The 16302-nt window shown below is 67.1% G+C and carries 14 protein-coding genes; 8 read left to right on the top strand and 6 right to left on the bottom strand.

Annotation, left to right across the window (positions count from 1 at the left end):
- Positions 1 to 238: 238 nt before the first annotated feature.
- The 4 genes from C5O79_RS02015 to C5O79_RS02030 all read left to right on the top strand — a co-directional run bounded on the left by C5O79_RS02015 (position 239) and on the right by C5O79_RS02030 (position 4856).
- Entirely contained in the window at positions 239 to 2092 is a 1854-nt protein-coding gene (locus tag C5O79_RS02015) for an ABC transporter ATP-binding protein (protein ID WP_122478369.1), read from the top strand.
- Between the two features lie 124 nt (positions 2093 to 2216).
- Positions 2217 to 2729, top strand: a complete 513-nt coding sequence (locus C5O79_RS02020; protein WP_122478371.1) for a DUF4262 domain-containing protein — start codon at positions 2217 to 2219, stop codon at positions 2727 to 2729.
- A gap of 191 nt (positions 2730 to 2920) precedes the next feature.
- Positions 2921 to 4093, top strand: coding sequence for a porin (locus C5O79_RS02025; protein ID WP_122478373.1), 1173 nt, complete (start codon positions 2921 to 2923; stop codon positions 4091 to 4093).
- 118 nt (positions 4094 to 4211) lie between these two features.
- A complete protein-coding gene (locus C5O79_RS02030; protein WP_046547201.1) occupies positions 4212 to 4856 on the top strand; it encodes a glutathione S-transferase in 645 nt (214 codons plus the stop codon).
- 39 nt (positions 4857 to 4895) lie between these two features.
- Here C5O79_RS02030 and C5O79_RS02035 read toward each other — a convergent pair whose 3' ends face one another.
- The 4 genes from C5O79_RS02035 to C5O79_RS02050 all read right to left on the bottom strand — a co-directional run bounded on the left by C5O79_RS02035 (position 4896) and on the right by C5O79_RS02050 (position 8037).
- Positions 4896 to 5408 (bottom strand): hypothetical protein, encoded by a 513-nt coding sequence (locus C5O79_RS02035; RefSeq protein ID WP_122478375.1) that lies wholly within the window; start codon positions 5406 to 5408, stop codon positions 4896 to 4898.
- A 215-nt stretch (positions 5409 to 5623) separates the two neighbouring features.
- A complete protein-coding gene (locus C5O79_RS02040; RefSeq protein WP_122478377.1) occupies positions 5624 to 6079 on the bottom strand; it encodes a sodium:proline symporter in 456 nt (151 codons plus the stop codon).
- Between the two features lie 118 nt (positions 6080 to 6197).
- Positions 6198 to 6866 (bottom strand): hypothetical protein, encoded by a 669-nt coding sequence (locus C5O79_RS02045; protein ID WP_047853064.1) that lies wholly within the window; start codon positions 6864 to 6866, stop codon positions 6198 to 6200.
- A gap of 184 nt (positions 6867 to 7050) precedes the next feature.
- Complete coding sequence (locus C5O79_RS02050; protein WP_122478379.1) at positions 7051 to 8037, bottom strand: LysR substrate-binding domain-containing protein; 987 nt, start codon at positions 8035 to 8037, stop codon at positions 7051 to 7053.
- A gap of 57 nt (positions 8038 to 8094) precedes the next feature.
- Here C5O79_RS02050 and C5O79_RS02055 point away from each other — a divergent pair, with 57 nt between their 5' ends.
- The 3 genes from C5O79_RS02055 (at position 8095) to C5O79_RS02065 (ending at position 11180) form a co-directional block, all read left to right on the top strand.
- Positions 8095 to 8994 carry a DMT family transporter gene (locus C5O79_RS02055; RefSeq protein WP_122478381.1) on the top strand — a complete coding sequence of 300 codons (900 nt, stop codon included), beginning with the start codon at positions 8095 to 8097 and terminating at the stop codon, positions 8992 to 8994.
- A 641-nt stretch (positions 8995 to 9635) separates the two neighbouring features.
- Complete coding sequence (locus tag C5O79_RS02060; RefSeq protein ID WP_122478383.1) at positions 9636 to 10790, top strand: branched-chain amino acid ABC transporter substrate-binding protein; 1155 nt, start codon at positions 9636 to 9638, stop codon at positions 10788 to 10790.
- 87 nt (positions 10791 to 10877) lie between these two features.
- A complete protein-coding gene (locus C5O79_RS02065) occupies positions 10878 to 11180 on the top strand; it encodes a DNA-binding protein (protein WP_039364493.1) in 303 nt (100 codons plus the stop codon).
- Between the two features lie 93 nt (positions 11181 to 11273).
- On the opposite strand, the gene C5O79_RS02070 is transcribed toward C5O79_RS02065, so the two are convergent.
- The gene (locus tag C5O79_RS02070) at positions 11274 to 14333 is read right to left on the bottom strand and encodes an FAD-binding and (Fe-S)-binding domain-containing protein (protein ID WP_131931077.1); all 3060 of its coding nucleotides are present in this window, start codon (positions 14331 to 14333) and stop codon (positions 11274 to 11276) included.
- Between the two features lie 152 nt (positions 14334 to 14485).
- Here C5O79_RS02070 and C5O79_RS02075 point away from each other — a divergent pair, with 152 nt between their 5' ends.
- Complete coding sequence (locus C5O79_RS02075) at positions 14486 to 15382, top strand: LysR substrate-binding domain-containing protein (protein ID WP_047853059.1); 897 nt, start codon at positions 14486 to 14488, stop codon at positions 15380 to 15382.
- Between the two features lie 22 nt (positions 15383 to 15404).
- On the opposite strand, the gene C5O79_RS02080 is transcribed toward C5O79_RS02075, so the two are convergent.
- Positions 15405 to 16256, bottom strand: coding sequence for a LysR substrate-binding domain-containing protein (locus C5O79_RS02080; protein WP_124473698.1), 852 nt, complete (start codon positions 16254 to 16256; stop codon positions 15405 to 15407).
- Between the last annotated feature and the right edge of the window lie 46 nt (positions 16257 to 16302).

Genomic DNA, 16302 nt, shown 5'->3' on the forward strand with positions numbered 1-16302 from the left:
GCACGTGACCATGCCTGCGAGCCCGATGCGCGAGTACCACGCCGTTCGCCTGGCCGGTCGGCTTACAACCGGCCTGCAGCCCGCTCGAATCGATGCGACACTTCACGCCGGGCCACGCGAATCGCGGCGCAACGTCCATCGGCCGGACGGATGTGCCGGCACACGATGACCGCACCGCAGCCGGCCCCGGCATCATCGGCCCGCGCGCTGCATCGGGCCGCACAAGGAGAACAAGTCGATGTTTTCGTGGTTTGAACGGCGCCTGCCGACTTTCCCGCTCGAAGATCCCGTCACGCCGCCGCGGGGTTTCTTCTCGTTCGTCTGGGCGTGCACGAAAGGCGCGCGCAGCTGGATCCTGCTGATCGCGCTGACGTCGGCCGCGCTGGCCGCGTACGAAGCCGCGCTGTTCGCGATGATGGGCCGCGTGGTCGACTGGCTCGCGTCCGCGACGCCGGCCGATTTCGGCGGCCGGCACTTCGCCACGCTCACCGGGTTCGCGGCGATCCTCGCCGGCAGCGCGCTGCTGATCGCATTGCATACGATGGTCAAGCACCAGGTGCTCGCGATCAACTTCCCGATGCGGCTGCGCTGGCTGTTTCACCGGCTGATGCTCGACCAGAGCCTGTCGTTCTACGCGAACGAGTTCGCCGGCCGCGTGACGACCAAGATCATGCAGACCGCGCTCGCGGTGCGCGATGCGCTGTTCATGTCGGTCGACGTCGTGATCGGCGTCGCCGCGTACCTGATCGGCATCCTCGCGCTCGCGGCCAGCTTCGACTGGCGGCTGATGATCCCGCTCGCGCTGTGGGCGCTCGGCTACGGCCTGGCGTGCGCGTATTTCGTGCCGCGCCTCGGTGCCGTCGGCAGTCGCCAGGCCGACGCGCGCGCGCTGATGACGGGCCGCATCACCGACGCGTATTCGAACATCACGACCGTGAAGCTGTTCTCGCACACGCGGCGCGAAGCCGACCACGCGCGACGCGCGATGGAAGCGTTCAAGGCGACCGGCGACGCGCAGATGCGGCTCGTCAGCGCGTTCGAGGTCGTCAACCACCTGCTGTCGACGCTGCTGCTGGTCGGCTCGACCGGCCTCGCGCTGTATCTGTGGATGCACGGCGAGGCGAGCGCGGGCGTCGTCGCGGCGGTGATCGCGATGGCGCTGCGCCTGTCGAGCTATTCGCACTGGATCATGTGGGAGATGACCGAGCTGTTCGAGAACGTCGGCACGATCCAGGACGGCATCAACACGCTGACGAAGGTGCACAGCGTGGTCGACGCGCCCGACGCGAAGCCGCTCGCGGTGCAGCGCGGCGGGATCGTGTTCGACAACGTGCAGTTCGCGCACGAGGACAACGACCGCGCTGTGTTCGACGGGCTGAACCTGACGATACGGCCCGGCGAGCGGATCGGCCTGATCGGCCGCTCGGGCGCCGGCAAGTCGACGCTCGTGAACCTGCTGCTGCGCTTCTACGACGTGGGCGGCGGCGCGATCCGGATCGATGGGCAGGACATCGCGCATGTGACACAGGACAGCCTGCGCGGCGCGATCGGGATGGTCACGCAGGATACGTCGCTGCTGCACCGGACGATGCGCGAGAACCTGCTGTACGGGCGCCCCGACGCGACCGAGCGCGAGATGCACGACGCGGCCGTGCGTGCGGAAGCGTCCGAGTTCATCGAACGGCTGCGCGACCGCCACGGCCGCAGCGGCTATGACGTCGAGGTCGGCGAGCGCGGCGTGAAGCTGTCGGGCGGCCAGCGGCAGCGCGTCGCGATCGCGCGCGTGATGCTCAAGGACGCGCCGATCCTCGTGCTCGACGAAGCGACCAGCGCGCTCGATTCCGAGGTCGAAGTCGCGATCCAGCGCAGCCTCGACGACCTGATGCGCGGCAAGACGGTGATCGCGATCGCGCACCGGCTGTCGACCATCGCGGCGATGGACCGGCTGATCGTGCTCGACGAAGGGCGCATCGTCGAGGAAGGGACGCACCAGCAGCTGCTGCAGGCCGGTGGCATTTATGCGGCGCTGTGGGCGCACCAGAGCGGCGGATTCCTCGGTGAGACCGCGGACGCGGAGAAGGTAGAGCAGTAAGCGGAACCGCTGTGGCAACATGGCGGCGCAGCGATCGTCGGTGGATTCGGCCGCGATCGCTTTGCCGCAGGCCGGACGCCATTGCCCGGTGTCCTGTCGCACGACGCAGATCCAAGGAGCCGTTATGACCACGCGACCGGACATCGCCACCGCGCTCGACGCGCCCGATTCGGTGCTCGAGGAAGACGAGCAGCGATTCGTGAACCAGATTCGTCGGCATGGATGGTTCCGCACGGAAGTGTTCGCGGAGGGGGACGATCCAGGGTTCTCGTTCACGACCGGGCTGTGGGTCAACCACGGTTTTCCCGAGATCATCGTGTTCTCGTTGCCGGCGCGCATCGTCCACGACGTGCTGTGGGACGTCTACCGGATGGTCGCGGCCGGCACGCCGCCTCCGGTCGGCGAAGTCACCGCATCCATCTACGCCAATGCGAACGCGCTCCTCATGCCGGTCGAGAAAGCGCACTACGAAGCGCATCTCGGCTGGAACCGCTGGTTCTACGGTAACGACGACTTCCCGTGCGTCCAGTTGCTGTGGCCCGACCGCAACGGGATCTTTCCGTCGCAGCCCGAAGCGGACGATGCGTTGAATGCCGCGCAGCCGCGGCTGTTCGTATCAGGCGACGATCGCCACTGACCTGCGCACGGGATCGCACGGCACACCCGTCGCGATGCGCGGGTGGCCCGCTCCGCCGCCCATTCGTTGCGCGCGCACCCATCTCTGCGCCGCCTCATAACGATCCGACAATTTATTGGTTCCCTCGACGATGCGCTGTCCGTATCGTTCACCGACTCGTCAGACCATTCGACCCACGGGGGAATCCAACAATGAAACAGATCCGTTCATTCGCGCTGCTCGCGCTGCCGGCCGCGCTCTACGCCGCCGGCGCGCACGCACAAAGCAGCGTCACGCTGTACGGCATTGCCGATGCGGGCATCGCGTACGTGCACAACGCGCAGAACGCGAACGGCAGCAACGCGTCGAGCCTCGTCAAGTTCAGCAGCGGCAACCTGTCGGGCAGCCGCTGGGGGCTGCGCGGCACCGAGGATCTCGGCAGCGGCCTGGCCGCGCTGTTCCAGCTCGAGAACGGCTTCAACATCGGCACGGGCGCGCTCGGCCAGGGCTCGCGCGAATTCGGCCGCAAGGCCGTCGTCGGTCTCGCGAGCAGCACGTACGGCACCGTGACGCTCGGCCGCCAGTACGATCCGGTCGTCGATCTCGTGCAGGGCCTCACGCAGGACAACTACTTCGGCGGCGTGTTCGCGACGCCGGGCGACCTCGACAACTACGACAACAGCCTGCGCGTCAGCAACTCGGTGAAATACACGAGCCCGCTGATCTCGGGCTTCCAGTTCGAAGGCCTGTACGGTTTCGGCGGCGTCGCGGGCGCCACCGGCAGCGGCCGCACGTACAGCTTCGGCGCGAGCTACGCGAACGGCCCGCTGTCGCTCGGCGCCGGCTTCTTCTATGCGAACGGAGGCTCGACTGTCGCGAACGGCGTGCGCACGTGGTCGAGCAGCTCGGACACGCTGTTCAACACCGTGATCAACCAGGGCTTCTCGAGCGCGAAGTCGATCCAGATCGTGCGCGTGGCCGGCCAGTACGTGGCCGGGCCCGCCACCTTCGGCCTCGCGTATTCGAATACGCAGTACGGCGCGGACACGCTGTCGGCGTTCAGCCAGAACGCGAAGTTCAACAACGGCTCCGCGTTCTTCAACTGGCAGTTCTCGCCGGCGCTGCGCGCGGGCGTCGGCTACAACTACACGTCGCTGACGGGGCCGAGTTCCGCGCACTACAACCAGGTCAACCTCGGCGCGGACTACGCGCTGTCGAAGCGCACCGACCTGTATGCGCTGTTCGGCTACCAGAAGGCGAGCGGCAACACGCTCAACGCGAATGGCGCGGTCGTGAAGGCCGCCGCATCGGTCGGCTCGTACGGCGTGAACTCCGGCACCGATACGCAGGAACTCGCGATCGTCGGGATTCGCCACAAGTTCTGATCGCGTCGCCGCACGGCGACGACGACATCGACGACAGCCTGCAGGCGCGCACCACGGTGCGCGCCTGCGGCGTTTACACTGTCCGCGATCCCGTTCCGCACGACACAAGGAGGCCGGCATGCTGACCGTATGGGGGCGCCGCAATGCATTCAACGTTCAGAAGGTGATGTGGCTCGTCGACGAGCTCGCACTTGCGCATCGGCACGTGCCGGCCGGTGGGCAGTTCGGCGTGCTCGACACGCCCGATTTTTTGGCGATGAACCCGCACGGGCGCATCCCCGTGATCGACGATGGCGGCACGGTCGTCTGGGAATCGCACAGCATCCTGCGCTACCTCGCCGCACGTTACGGACGCCCCGGCTTCTGGCACGACGACCCGGCCGAACGGTCGCGCGCCGACCGCTGGATGGACTGGTCGCAAACCACGTTGCAGCCGACGTTCCTGAACGGCGTGTTCCGGGGCTACTTCCGGACGCCGCCCGAGCAGCGCGACACGGTGCGTGTCGAGCAAAGCATCGCGCAGTGCGCGCAGCACTTCCAGGCGCTCGATGCGGCGCTGGCCGGGCAGCCGTTTCTCGCGGGCGACGCGCTCACGCTCGCCGACATCGCGGCCGGCACGCACCTGTATCGCTACTTCGAACTCGACATCGCACGGCCGGACCTCCCGCATGTGCGAGCGTGGTACGAACGGCTGAAAGCGCGGCCCGCGTATCGCACGCATGTGATGATTCCGTTCGAGGACTTGCGCGGGCGGCTCGATTAGCAGGTATACGACGACAGCGAGTCCGGCCGGAAACGCCGCCTAATGCCGCCGCATTCCACCGAATCCGCTCACGCCGCCGAACGGATGCATGCCGCCGAATCCGTGGCCGACGGTGCCAGCCGGGAACGCGCCATGGTGAAAACCGGCGCCGACCGGCACGCCGACGCGGCGATGGTCCATTCCGTTGAAGTGGACGACGTGATCGAAGTGGTGGAAATGGTGAAAGTGATGGAATCGATCGACGAACACGAAGCCCACGCCTGCGCCGATGAAAAGCGGCGGCCCCCAATACCACAGGTCGGCATACGGATAGTCCGCCGCCGGATACCATAGAACACTACCATCGGGACGCTGCACGAACTGCCATGTGCCGTCGTCCTGCAGGCACGCACGCCCGACGATTTGCTGCTCCGTGCCGTCGATGTTCGCCTGCGCGACGACCGCCCGGCAGTTCGTCGTGTCGTCCGCCAGATCGTCGTACGTTTGCGCGAACACCGCCGCGGAACAGCCGAGACAGACGATACCTATCCCGGATCGAAACCAGTTGCACATGATCGGCTCCTGCCTGATGCCCCCCGACCACTCGATCTCCCGGCGCCGCTGACGGCGCCCCGCAGATCGGATTACTCGCGCACGATTCATCATGCGGCGCTCATGCGCCGCCGCATCGTACAGGGTCTCCTGACGGCTAAACGATGCGGCGCGCGTGCTTATTCCAGGGGTCCGGTGCGAATGACCAGCGCGGGAACCGTCGATTCGCGCTCGGCCTAGCGCCTGGCAGAGCGGTAGGCAGCCGCTGCCGTGATCCCGAATACCAGATGGGCCACGAGTGTGATCGCGCCACGAACCGGGATGAACCACGGGAAGATCGCGGTGAACGCGTACAGGTTGATGCCGTACAGAATGAGGCCGAACGCGCCGCCCGCGAGGAGCGCGGCCGCGAGCGACAGATTGCGAATCATCGTCGCCAGCACGGCCGCATAGACCAGCGACAGCGCCAGATGCACGACGGTCGCAACCGCCATGACCAGCGGATCGAAGCCGGCGGACGCGCCGAGCACGCCGCGCCCCATCACGATGGCCGCCGTGAGGCGTGTGTCGCGCAACAGGTTCCCGATCGCATCGTCGCCGACGATCGGCCAGAGCAGCAGCTCGACGACGGTCGAGCCGACCGCCGCACCGAACGCTGCACAGAGGACCGGGACGACACTGGCTCGTTTCAATTGACGCTCCCATCGCAACAGGCCGATGCATCGAAGCGACTTGCACCCCACCCGCTCCGGCGCCGGTCGCGCAGCGCGTGCCCGCGAACCCGAACCCGAACCGGGCAGCCACGCAAGATTACGACGCCCCTTCGCAATCCGACCAGTACGCGAAAGGATCGCGGTGTTTCGGATAGTTCTCGTCCAGCCATTTCAGCAACGTCGCTCGCGCGTTGTCCATGTCGGCTTTCAGCGACGAGGTCGTCAGTTCGTGCACTTCGATGGACTTTTCGCGATCGATCACGAAGCAGTTCCAGTCGGGACCGTCGAGATCCGGATCGTCGGACGCCTTCGACGACTTGCCCCAGCCGAACCCCTTGCGTGCGTCGATGTAGTACCGCGGATGCACTTTCAGATACGACATCTCGCCGCCCTGCAGGCTGCTCTCCGCGCGCAGCACGTCATGTCCGTCGACGATCTGCGTGACTTCCGGCAACCGGCGCGCTCGCCATCCTACCGGCAGCGTCGCGATGGCCTTGACGCTGTCGTACATCCCCCACTCCAGCCCCCACGCTTCGGCCATGCGCTTCATGAATGCATTTGCATTCGGATAGCCGCGCAACTGGATCCGGGTCGACAGCGTGACTTCGATACCGCCGCGCCCGCCCGTCTCGGCGGATGCACCGTCTGCGCTCGCTTCGAACGGATTGCCCGGCCGCGACGCGCGCGTCGCATCCGCGGGCGCCATGCCCGAAAACAGCTGGTCGAGCGCGGCACGCGCTTTCGACGACTTGTCCGGCTTGTTCATTGTTGACCTCGCTCGCATCCGCACGGATGCATCCCTTTTCGAATCTCGTTCATCTCTCCACCTCATCGTTTTTCGCGGTCGCATTGTCGTCGATCCGGCGGCCCGAGCCTAGTGCCGCGTATCGCACAACGCTTTTTCCCCCACGAACGTGTCGTGGCGGACCGTCACGATACACCGGCCAGCGCTAGCCGCCTGCCCCCACCGCCGCCCGCATCCGCTCCATCAACGCCAGCACCTCAGGCCGATTCTCCCCCTTCGCGTGCACGAAGTAATACCTGAGCACCGAATCGACCTCGTGCGGGCTCACCCGCACGAGGTCGCTGCGCTCGAGATAGGTGTCGGCGAGCGGTACGCGCGCCAGCGCCACGCCGAGCCCGGCCTCGGCGGCGGCCAGCACGAGGTTGTAATCCTCGAAACGGCGATCCTGCGCGCGCGGTTTGAACGGCACGCCCAATGCGTCGAACCACGTGCGCCAGCCGGTCACGTCGGAATCGTGCAGCAACGGCATGTCGAGCAACGCGGCATCGCCGCGCCGGCGGCGCGCCTTTGCGAGTTGCGCGGCGAGCCGCGGATGCGCGACCGGATAGAGCCGTTCCGGCATGAACGCACGGGTTTCCAGCTGACGCCAGTTGCCGCGCCCGTACCGGACCGACAGGTCCGCTTCGCCGCCGGCGATATCCACGTTGCGCAGATCGATGCCGAGCTCGATCCGCAACGCGGGCGCCTCGCTCTCGAGCGCATGCTGGCGCTCGAACAGCCAGAGCTGCGCGAAGGCCGGCACCACGCTCATCCTGACCAGCCGCGGCGTACGTGGCGAGCGCCACTGATCGGCCGCACTGTCGATGATCGTGAACGCCTGCTCGATCCGGCCGACGAAGCGCTGGCCGTCCGGCGTGAGACGCACACCGCGCGCATGACGTTCGAACAACCTCAGGCCGAGCCAGTTTTCGACAGCGGCCACCCGCCGGCTGATCGCGCCGTGCGTCACGCCGGAAACATCGGCCGCGGCCAGGAACGAACCCTCGCGCGCGACCGTGCACACCGTCTCCAGACTCGCGAGCGGCGGCCGCGAACCCGGAGATGGCGCCGCAACGGGCAACGCCGCCGAGGCCCGCTTCGCGCGGGTTGAAGCACCGGCCGGCCGCCGGCTCGAGCTGTGAATCATTTTCATATCTGCGTGCTGATCTGTGCGCTAGCTTAGCATCTTGCCACGTCGCATCATTGCCGCATGAACACACTCTCCAACCCGTCGTCGCGCCCTGCGCGGCAGCCGCTGCTCGCGGCCGGCGCGGTCGCCTTCACGATCGTTTCATGGGCGTCCGCCTTCCCGTTCATCCGGATCGGCCTGCATGGTCTGACGCCGCTGCAGCTCGCGGCGGCGCGCTTCGCCACTGCCGCCGTGCTGATCATCGCGTGGCTCGCAGTGCGGCGGCCGCGCGTGCCGACCCGAGGCGACGCGTTGCGCTTCCTGCTGTGCGGCTTTCTCGGCATCGCGCTCTACAACGCGCTGCTCAATACCGGCGAGCAGACCGTCTCGGCCGGCGCCGCAAGCTTCATCGTGAACACGCTGCCGATCTTCACGGCGCTGCTGGCCGCCGTGTTTCTGGGCGAGCGCTTCAATCGCTGGGGCTGGCTCGGCTCGCTGGTCAGCCTCGCCGGCATCGCGGTGATCGCGCGCGGGCAGCCGGGCGGCCTCGTCCTTGGCGCGGGCAGCACGCTGATCCTCGGCGCGGCATTGTGTTCGGCCAGCTATTTCGTGCTGCAGCGGCGCCTGATTCCGGTGTACGGCGCGCTGGCCTGCACCGCATACACGCTGCTGGCCGGCGCGCTGCTGCTCACACCGTGGCTGCCGGGCGCGCTCGTGGCGCTGGGCAGCGGGACGCGCGACACCACGCTGGCCGTGCTGACGCTCGGCATCTTCCCCGCCGCGCTGGGTTACGCGACCTGGACCTTCGCACTCGGCTACTTCGGTGCGGCGCGCGCCGCCAACTTCCTCTATTTGACGCCGGCGGTCGCGACGGTCCTGTCGATGGCGCTGACCGGCGAGCGGCCCGGTATCGAGACGGTGTGCGGCGGCCTGCTGGCGATTGCCGGCGTGATCTTCGTGGCGTTGCGCGGACGGTCCTAGGATCGGGGCGGCATCGGGCCGACACGATCGGTCCGACGATCCGCAAGCGAACCGGCCGGAGCGAACCCCGGCATCTGCAAAGCCGAATATGCGGCATGGGCGGTCGATCCACGCCAGTTCGTCGACGCCACCGTACTTGACCGTTAGTTGCGTTAAATCGAGAGGGACAATCCCGATGAAGCACGGCCTCGCAACCGGATGCGCAATCGAAATCGTCCAAACTGTGCAGACAAATCGACCGAACAGTTCCGGATTGACCGCACATCAGTGTCCATGGCTTCGTCCTGGCCACCGGCCGAATAATGGATGCAGTCGTAAGGCCGTCGACAGCGAATCGCAGCCTGCGGCCTGCCGCGGCGCACGATTTCCGGTATCCGGCGCCTTCGAATTTCAGGCACTGGCCCTGCTGCGAACGCCCCGCTACGAGATTCGCTGCAGCGCGCAAAATCGGCTTCATATATATTCATACGAATTGCATCGCATCAGGCCCCGATTCGCGCGCTCACCCGGGCGGCACATCGCGGAGCACGACGCGATGCAGTGAAGCCCATGACGGGTACGGAGACTCGTCCGATCGCCCCGACCTCGCCGTCGGACGGTCGAGACGTCAATAGCAAGAAAATTCAATTCGGAGATGGCAGATGGAACGAAGCACTGTCGGCATGCGCTGCAAACCCCTGATCACCGTCGCACTGGCTGCCGCCTCGTTCGCGGCCGCGTCGACCGCGATGGCCGACCAGGTCGTCAAGATCGGCAGCGTCGAACCGACGACGGGCGGCATCTCGCACCTCGGCAAGGACAACGAGAACGGTGCGCGCCTCGCGGTCGAGGAAATCAATGCGAAGGGGCTCACGATCGGCGGCAAGAAGATCACGCTGCAACTCGATGCGCAGGATGACGCGGCCGACCCGCGCCAGGCCACGCAGGTCGCGCAGAAGCTCGTCGACGACAAGGTCGTTGCCGTCATCGGCCACCTGAACTCGGGCACGTCGATCCCGGCGTCGAAAATCTACAGCGATGCGGGCATCGTGCAGATCTCGCCGTCGGCCACGAACCCCACCTATACGCAGCAAGGCTTCAAGACGACCTACCGCGTCGTCGCGACCGACGCGCAGCAAGGCCCGGCGCTCGCGAGCTATGCGCAGGCGAAGGGCGTGAAGAGCGTCGCGGTGATCGACGATTCGACCGCGTACGGCCAGGGCCTCGCGAACGAGTTCGAGAAGAAGGCGAAGGCGCTCGGCCTGAAGGTGCTGTCGCACGACGCGACCAACGACAAGGCGGTCGACTTCCGCGCGATCCTGACGAAGGTCAAGGGCGAGAACCCGGACGCGATCATGTACGGCGGCATGGACGCCACCGGCGGCCCGCTCGCGAAGCAGGCGAAGCAGCTCGGCCTGCGCGCGAAGATCCTGTCCGGCGACGGCGTGTGCACCGACTCGCTGGCTGAACTGGCCGGCCCGGCGGCCGACAACGTGCTGTGCTCGCAGGCAGGCGCGGCGCTCGAGAAGATGCCGGGCGGCGCGGACTTCCTCGCAAAGTACCAGAAGCGCTTCAACCAGGGCATCAAGTTCGATGCGCCGTTCGCGTATGACGCGGTCTACATCGCGGTCGACGCGATGAAGCGCGCGAACTCGACCGATCCGGCGAAGATCCTCGCGGCGATGCCGTCGACGAAGTATGAAGGCGTGATCGGCACGACGACGTTCGACTCGAAGGGCGACCTGACGCACGGGATCATCTCGATCTACGGCTACAAGAGCGGCAAGAAGACCTTCCTCGACCAGGTGAAGATGTAACCCGCCGCGGCGCCGGCACGACGGGAACGCCATCCGTCGGCGCCGGCGCCTCGCGGGCCGAATTCTGATTCACGGAGACGAAGCATCATGTGTGCAATGGCGTATGCGGAATTTCAACAGGAGTTGAAGAAGGCACAGCTGACGGCGCGAGAGTTCGCCCGCCTGATCCGGATGAACGAAAGCTCGATCACGAACTATTCGAGCAAGGGCACGGTCCCGTCCCACCTCGCGGTCATCGCGAAACTGATCGGCACGATGGCGGCGCACGAGATCGATTTCCGGCGCGTGATCCGGCAGATGCGGATCGAACCGAAACGGCCGCGCGGCGGCGGTGCGTTTCCCGCGGTGGAAAAACCCCGTTCCGGAAAAACGGCGAAAGCCGACGCCTGAGCACCGGCATGCGTCGACAACGGCACGAGGCTTGCCGCTCGACGCAGAATCGAAAGTCACCTCACGGGCAACGCGACACGCGACGCCCAATCGTCACCCCACCGCCCGCACGTGATCGAGCAGCGCCTGCAACGGATGCCGCACCTGCTTCGACGACATCCGCTTCACCTGGCTGCGGCACGAATAGCCGGTCGCCAGCGCCTCGCCTTCGTCCTCCTGCCCATCCACCTGCGCCGCCCATGATTGCGCGTAGATCGTCTTCGACGTCGCGAGATTGCGCGCCTCGTGCCCGTAGGTACCCGACATCCCGCAACACCCGGTCGCCTGGACCTGCAACCGCAGCCCGCGTCGCGCGAACACCTGTGCCCATTGCTTGCCGCTGTCGGGCGCGTTGGTCTTCTCGGTGCAGTGCGGCAGCAACCGGTACGACGCGGGCACGACGCCGGCACCCGCTCCCGTACCGGCTTCCGGCAGCGCCTGCAGCAGCCATTCCTGCGGTAGCGCGACCTTCGGCACGTCGGTGAGCCCCGTCACCTTCAGGTATTCCTGCCGATACGTGAGCGTCATCGCCGGATCGAGGCCGACCAGCGCGACGCCCGAGCGCGCCAGCGCGGCCAGCTGCGTCGCATTGCGGATCGCGGCCTGCTCGAACGCGCGCAGAAAGCCCTGCACGTGCAGCGCCTTGCCGTTCGGCGCCAGCGGCGCGAGCCACACCTGAAAGCCCACACGCGCCGCCAGTTCGATCAGCGTCGCCAGTTGCTCGGTATCGAAATAGCGCGTGAAGGTGTCCTGCACGATGACGACGCTGCGTGCGCGCTGCGCGTCGCTCAGCGCGGCGAGCGCCCGCGGGTCGGCCGGCTTCACGCGCCATTGACGGATCACGGCCGCGAGATCGAAGCGGCTCAGCAGCGGGCTGTCGACCATGCCGACGTGCCGCTCCAGCACCGTGCGCACCCATCCCGCCTGCATCAGCCCGTTGTACAGCGCGGGCACCCGCGCCATCCACGGCATCGTGAATTCGAGCGAGCCGATCAGGTAGTCGCGCAGCGGCCGCAGGTAGCGCTGGTGATACAGCTCGAGGAAACGCGAGCGAAACTCCGGCACGTTCACCTTCACCGGGCACTGCCCCGCGCACGACTTGCACGCGAGGCACCCGGCCATCGCGTCGTACACCTCGTGCGAAAAATCGGCTTCGCCGTTGCGCGCCGCGCGGCTGTTGCGCCAGCGCGTGGCAACGCTGCCCAGGAACGGCTGCCGCGCACGCGCCGCCGCGACGACGTCGACGCCGGCCTGCCCTTGCAGGCGCAACCATTCGCGCATCAGCGACGCACGCCCCTTCGGCGATTGCACGCGTTCGCGCGTCGCCTTCCACGACGGGCACATCGCGTCGTCCGGATCGAAGTTGTAGCACGCGCCGTTGCCGTTGCAGTGCATCGCGGTGCCGTAGCTCTGCCACACACGCTCGTCGATCTGCCGGTCGTGGTCGCCGCGCGTCGGCACTTCGTCGATTTTCAGCAGCCGCATCGTGTGGTCCGGCGGCGTCGCGATCTTGCCCGGGTTGAACTGGTTGTGCGGATCGAACGCGGCCTTCAGTTGCTGCAGCGACGGATACAGCTCACCGAAGAACGCCGGCGCATATTCGGAGCGCACGCCCTTGCCGTGCTCGCCCCACAACAGGCCGCCGTGGCGCTGCGTGAGTTCGGCCACCGCATCCGACACCGGCCGCACCAGCGCCGCCTGCTTCGGGTCCTTCATGTCGAGCGCGGGCCGCACGTGCAGCACGCCCGCATCGACGTGCCCGAACATCCCGTATTGCAGCCCGTGGGCGTCGAGCAGCGCGCGGAATTCGGCGATGTACGCGGGAAGGTTCTCGGGCGGCACGGCGGTATCCTCGACGAACGGCTGCGGGCGCGCCTCGCCCTGCACGTTGCCGAGCAGGCCGACCGCGCGCTTGCGCATCGCATACACGCGCTTCACCGCGTCGTCGCCGGCCGCGAGCGTGTGGCCCAGGCGCTCCACGCTCTTGTCGCTACGCAGATGATCGACGAACGCGCTCACGCGCGCATCGACGTCCTGCGCATCGTCGCCGCTGAATTCGATCAGGTTGATGCCGAGCGTCGGCCGGGCGTCGTCCTGCGGGAAATACTCGGCCACGCTGCTCCACACGAAATCCTTCATCGCCAGCATCAGCACCTTCGAGTCGACCGTTTCGATCGACAGCGGCTGATGCGCGAGCAGCGCGCGGGCATCGCGCAGCGCGTCCATGAAGCCCGCGTAGCGCACGTTCACCAGCACCGAATACTTCGGGATCGGCAGCACGTTGAGCTTCGCTTCGACGACGAAGCCGAGCGAGCCTTCGGCGCCGCACAGCACGCTGTTCAGGTTGAAGCGGCCGTCGGGTTCGCGCAGATGCGCGAGGTCGTAGCCGGTCAGGCAGCGGTTGAGCTTCGGAAACTTCGCTTCGATCAGCGCCGCCTTGTCGTCGCTGATGCGTCGCGCGGTGCGGTAGACCTTGCCGATGCGGTCCTCGCGCGCGCAGCGGCGCTCGAGCTCGTCGTCCGCGAGCGCGCTGCTGTGCAGCTGCTCGCCGCCCATCAGCACGAAATCGAGCTCGAGCACGTGGTCACGCGTCTTGCCGTACGTGCAGCTGCCCTGCCCGCTCGCGTCGGTGTTGATCATCCCGCCGACGGTCGCGCGGTTCGACGTCGACAGTTCCGGCGCGAAGAACAGCCCGTGCGGCTTCAGCGCCGCATTGAGCTGATCCTTGACGACGCCCGCCTGCACGCGCACCCAGCGCTGCTCGACGTCGATTTCGAGGATCCGGTTCATGTTGCGCGACAGGTCGACCACCACGCCGTCGGTCAGCGACTGCCCGTTGGTGCCCGTGCCGCCGCCGCGCGCGGCCACCGCGACGTCGCGATGCGCGGGCTCGGCGAGCAGCCGCGCCAGCAGCCGGACGTCGTCCGCATGCGCGGGGCAGATCACCGCTTGCGGCAGGCGCTGGTAGATCGAATTGTCGGTGGCCTGCACCGTCCGGTTCGCATGGTCCGCGCGGATTTCCCCGGCGAATCCGGCGGCCTGCAGCGCGGCGAGAAAGTCACGGTATGCATGCGCGGGCGGGCTGGCGGGACGGGGCAACGGGGCGATCGACATGGGTAAAAGCGGCAGTGTGGGTGGAACCGGCCGGCTCGCGTGGCCGAAACATGATTTTTTAGCAAGTTTCCACGCGACCGGGAATTCCAGTATCTTTGGATATTTCGTGATGGACAAACGAATTCTGCTCCGGCGAATATTGCATAAAACTCATGAATTACCGTCGCCTCACCCCGTCGATGTCGCTGCTGCTGGTGTTCGAGGCCGCCGCGCGGCATGAAAGCTACACGCGCGCGGCCGAGGAGCTGTCGCTGAGCCAGAGCGCGATCAGCCGCCAGGTCCAGACGCTGGAGGATCAGCTCGGCGTGTCGCTGTTCCGGCGCGAGGGCCGCTCGGTGAAGCTGACGGAAGTCGGGCGCCGCTATTTCGTCGAGCTGAGCGGCGCACTGGGGCGCATCCGCGGCGCGACGCTGCAGGCGATGTCGCACCAGGCGGGCGCCGGCACGCTGCGGCTCGCGACGCTGCCCACCTTCGGCTCGAAATGGCTGTTGCCGCACCTGCACGACTTCTACGCCGCGCATCCGGGCGTGACCGTGCACCTCCATTCGCGGATCGGCGCCATCGATTTCCTCAACGACGACCTCGATGCGGCCATCACCGTCGGCGCGGGCGACTGGCCGGGCCTGCACGCTCACCGGCTGTACAACGAGTTCCTGATCGCGATCGCGCCGCCGGACTCGGGCAGCGCAAGCCGCCGCAAGGCCGACGCACGCACACCGGCGTGGGCCGCGAAGCAGACGCTGCTCGGCGTGACGAGCAACCAGCAGGCGTGGGCGGAATGGTTTTCGCACTATCGGCTCGACCATCGGCAGATGCGCATCGGCCCGAGCTTCGAGCTGACGTCGCACCTGATCCAGGCAGTGCGGGCCGGGATGGGGATCGGGCTGGTGCCGAAGGTGCTGGTGGAAGACGAGCTGAGCCGTCACGAGCTCGTGTCGATCGGCGACGCGATCACCAGCCAGCGCAGCTACTACCTCGTCTACCCGCCGGGGAACGAGACGCTGCCGTCGCTCGTCGCGTTCCGCGAATGGCTACTGAAATCCTGCTGAAACGCGGCCGGCGGCGGGCCGCTCAGGTGCGCCATTCGCCGAGAATCTGCTCGGCCAGGTAGTCGCACGGCGGGCGCGCGGACTGCGCGCTGCGCGCGAGCACGACCTCCATTTCCCCGAGCGGCGGCAGCCCGTGGCTTTCCGACAGCTGCACGAGGTGATCGGGAATGCAGCAGCGCGCCAGCGGCGCGACCGCGAGCCCCGCCTCCACCATGCTGAGCAGGCCGAGGTGGCTCGGGCTCTCGTACGACATCCGGTACGGGATCTTCCGCCGGTTCAGCGCCTTGACCGCGTGATCGCGCGCCATGCTGCCGCCGTGCGTGAAAAAGGCCACCGGCAGCGGCCGCTCTTCCCACACGTTGCGCTTCGGCGACCCGACCCAGACGAGCGGTTCGAGCCGGATCAGCTCGCCGGTCACCCCCTTGATCCGCGTGAGGCACGCGAGGTCGACCGTGTTGTCCTTCAGCATCGGCACGAGCGCGCTGCTCGGCTGGCCGATCACGCGTATTTCCACGCGCGGATGCATCGCGGCGAACTTGCCGAGCACCTGCGGCAGCAACGACGAAATGTAATCGTCGGGCACGCCGATCGTCACGCGGCCGCGGACCTCCGGGCGCACGACCGACGCCCATGCCTCGTCGCGCATCGCCAGCATCCGGCGGCCGTATTCGGCGAGCATCGCGCCGTCGCCGGTCGGCGTCACGTTGCGCGTGTCGCGGATGAAGAGCGGCTTGCCGAGCGCGTCTTCCAGCGCCTTGATCTGCATGCTCACCGCCGACGGCGACCGGTGCACGGCCTGCGCGCCCTGCGCAAAGGATCCGGATTCCGCCACGGCCACCACCATCGCGAGCACATCGAGGTCGAGCTTTTTCATCGTCTTCAGAAAACCTGATCAATCGATTCAGTTTATCCCGTTTTAC

This window comes from Burkholderia sp. SRS-25, from assembly GCF_004343765.1.
Lineage (GTDB): Bacteria > Pseudomonadota > Gammaproteobacteria > Burkholderiales > Burkholderiaceae > Burkholderia > Burkholderia contaminans.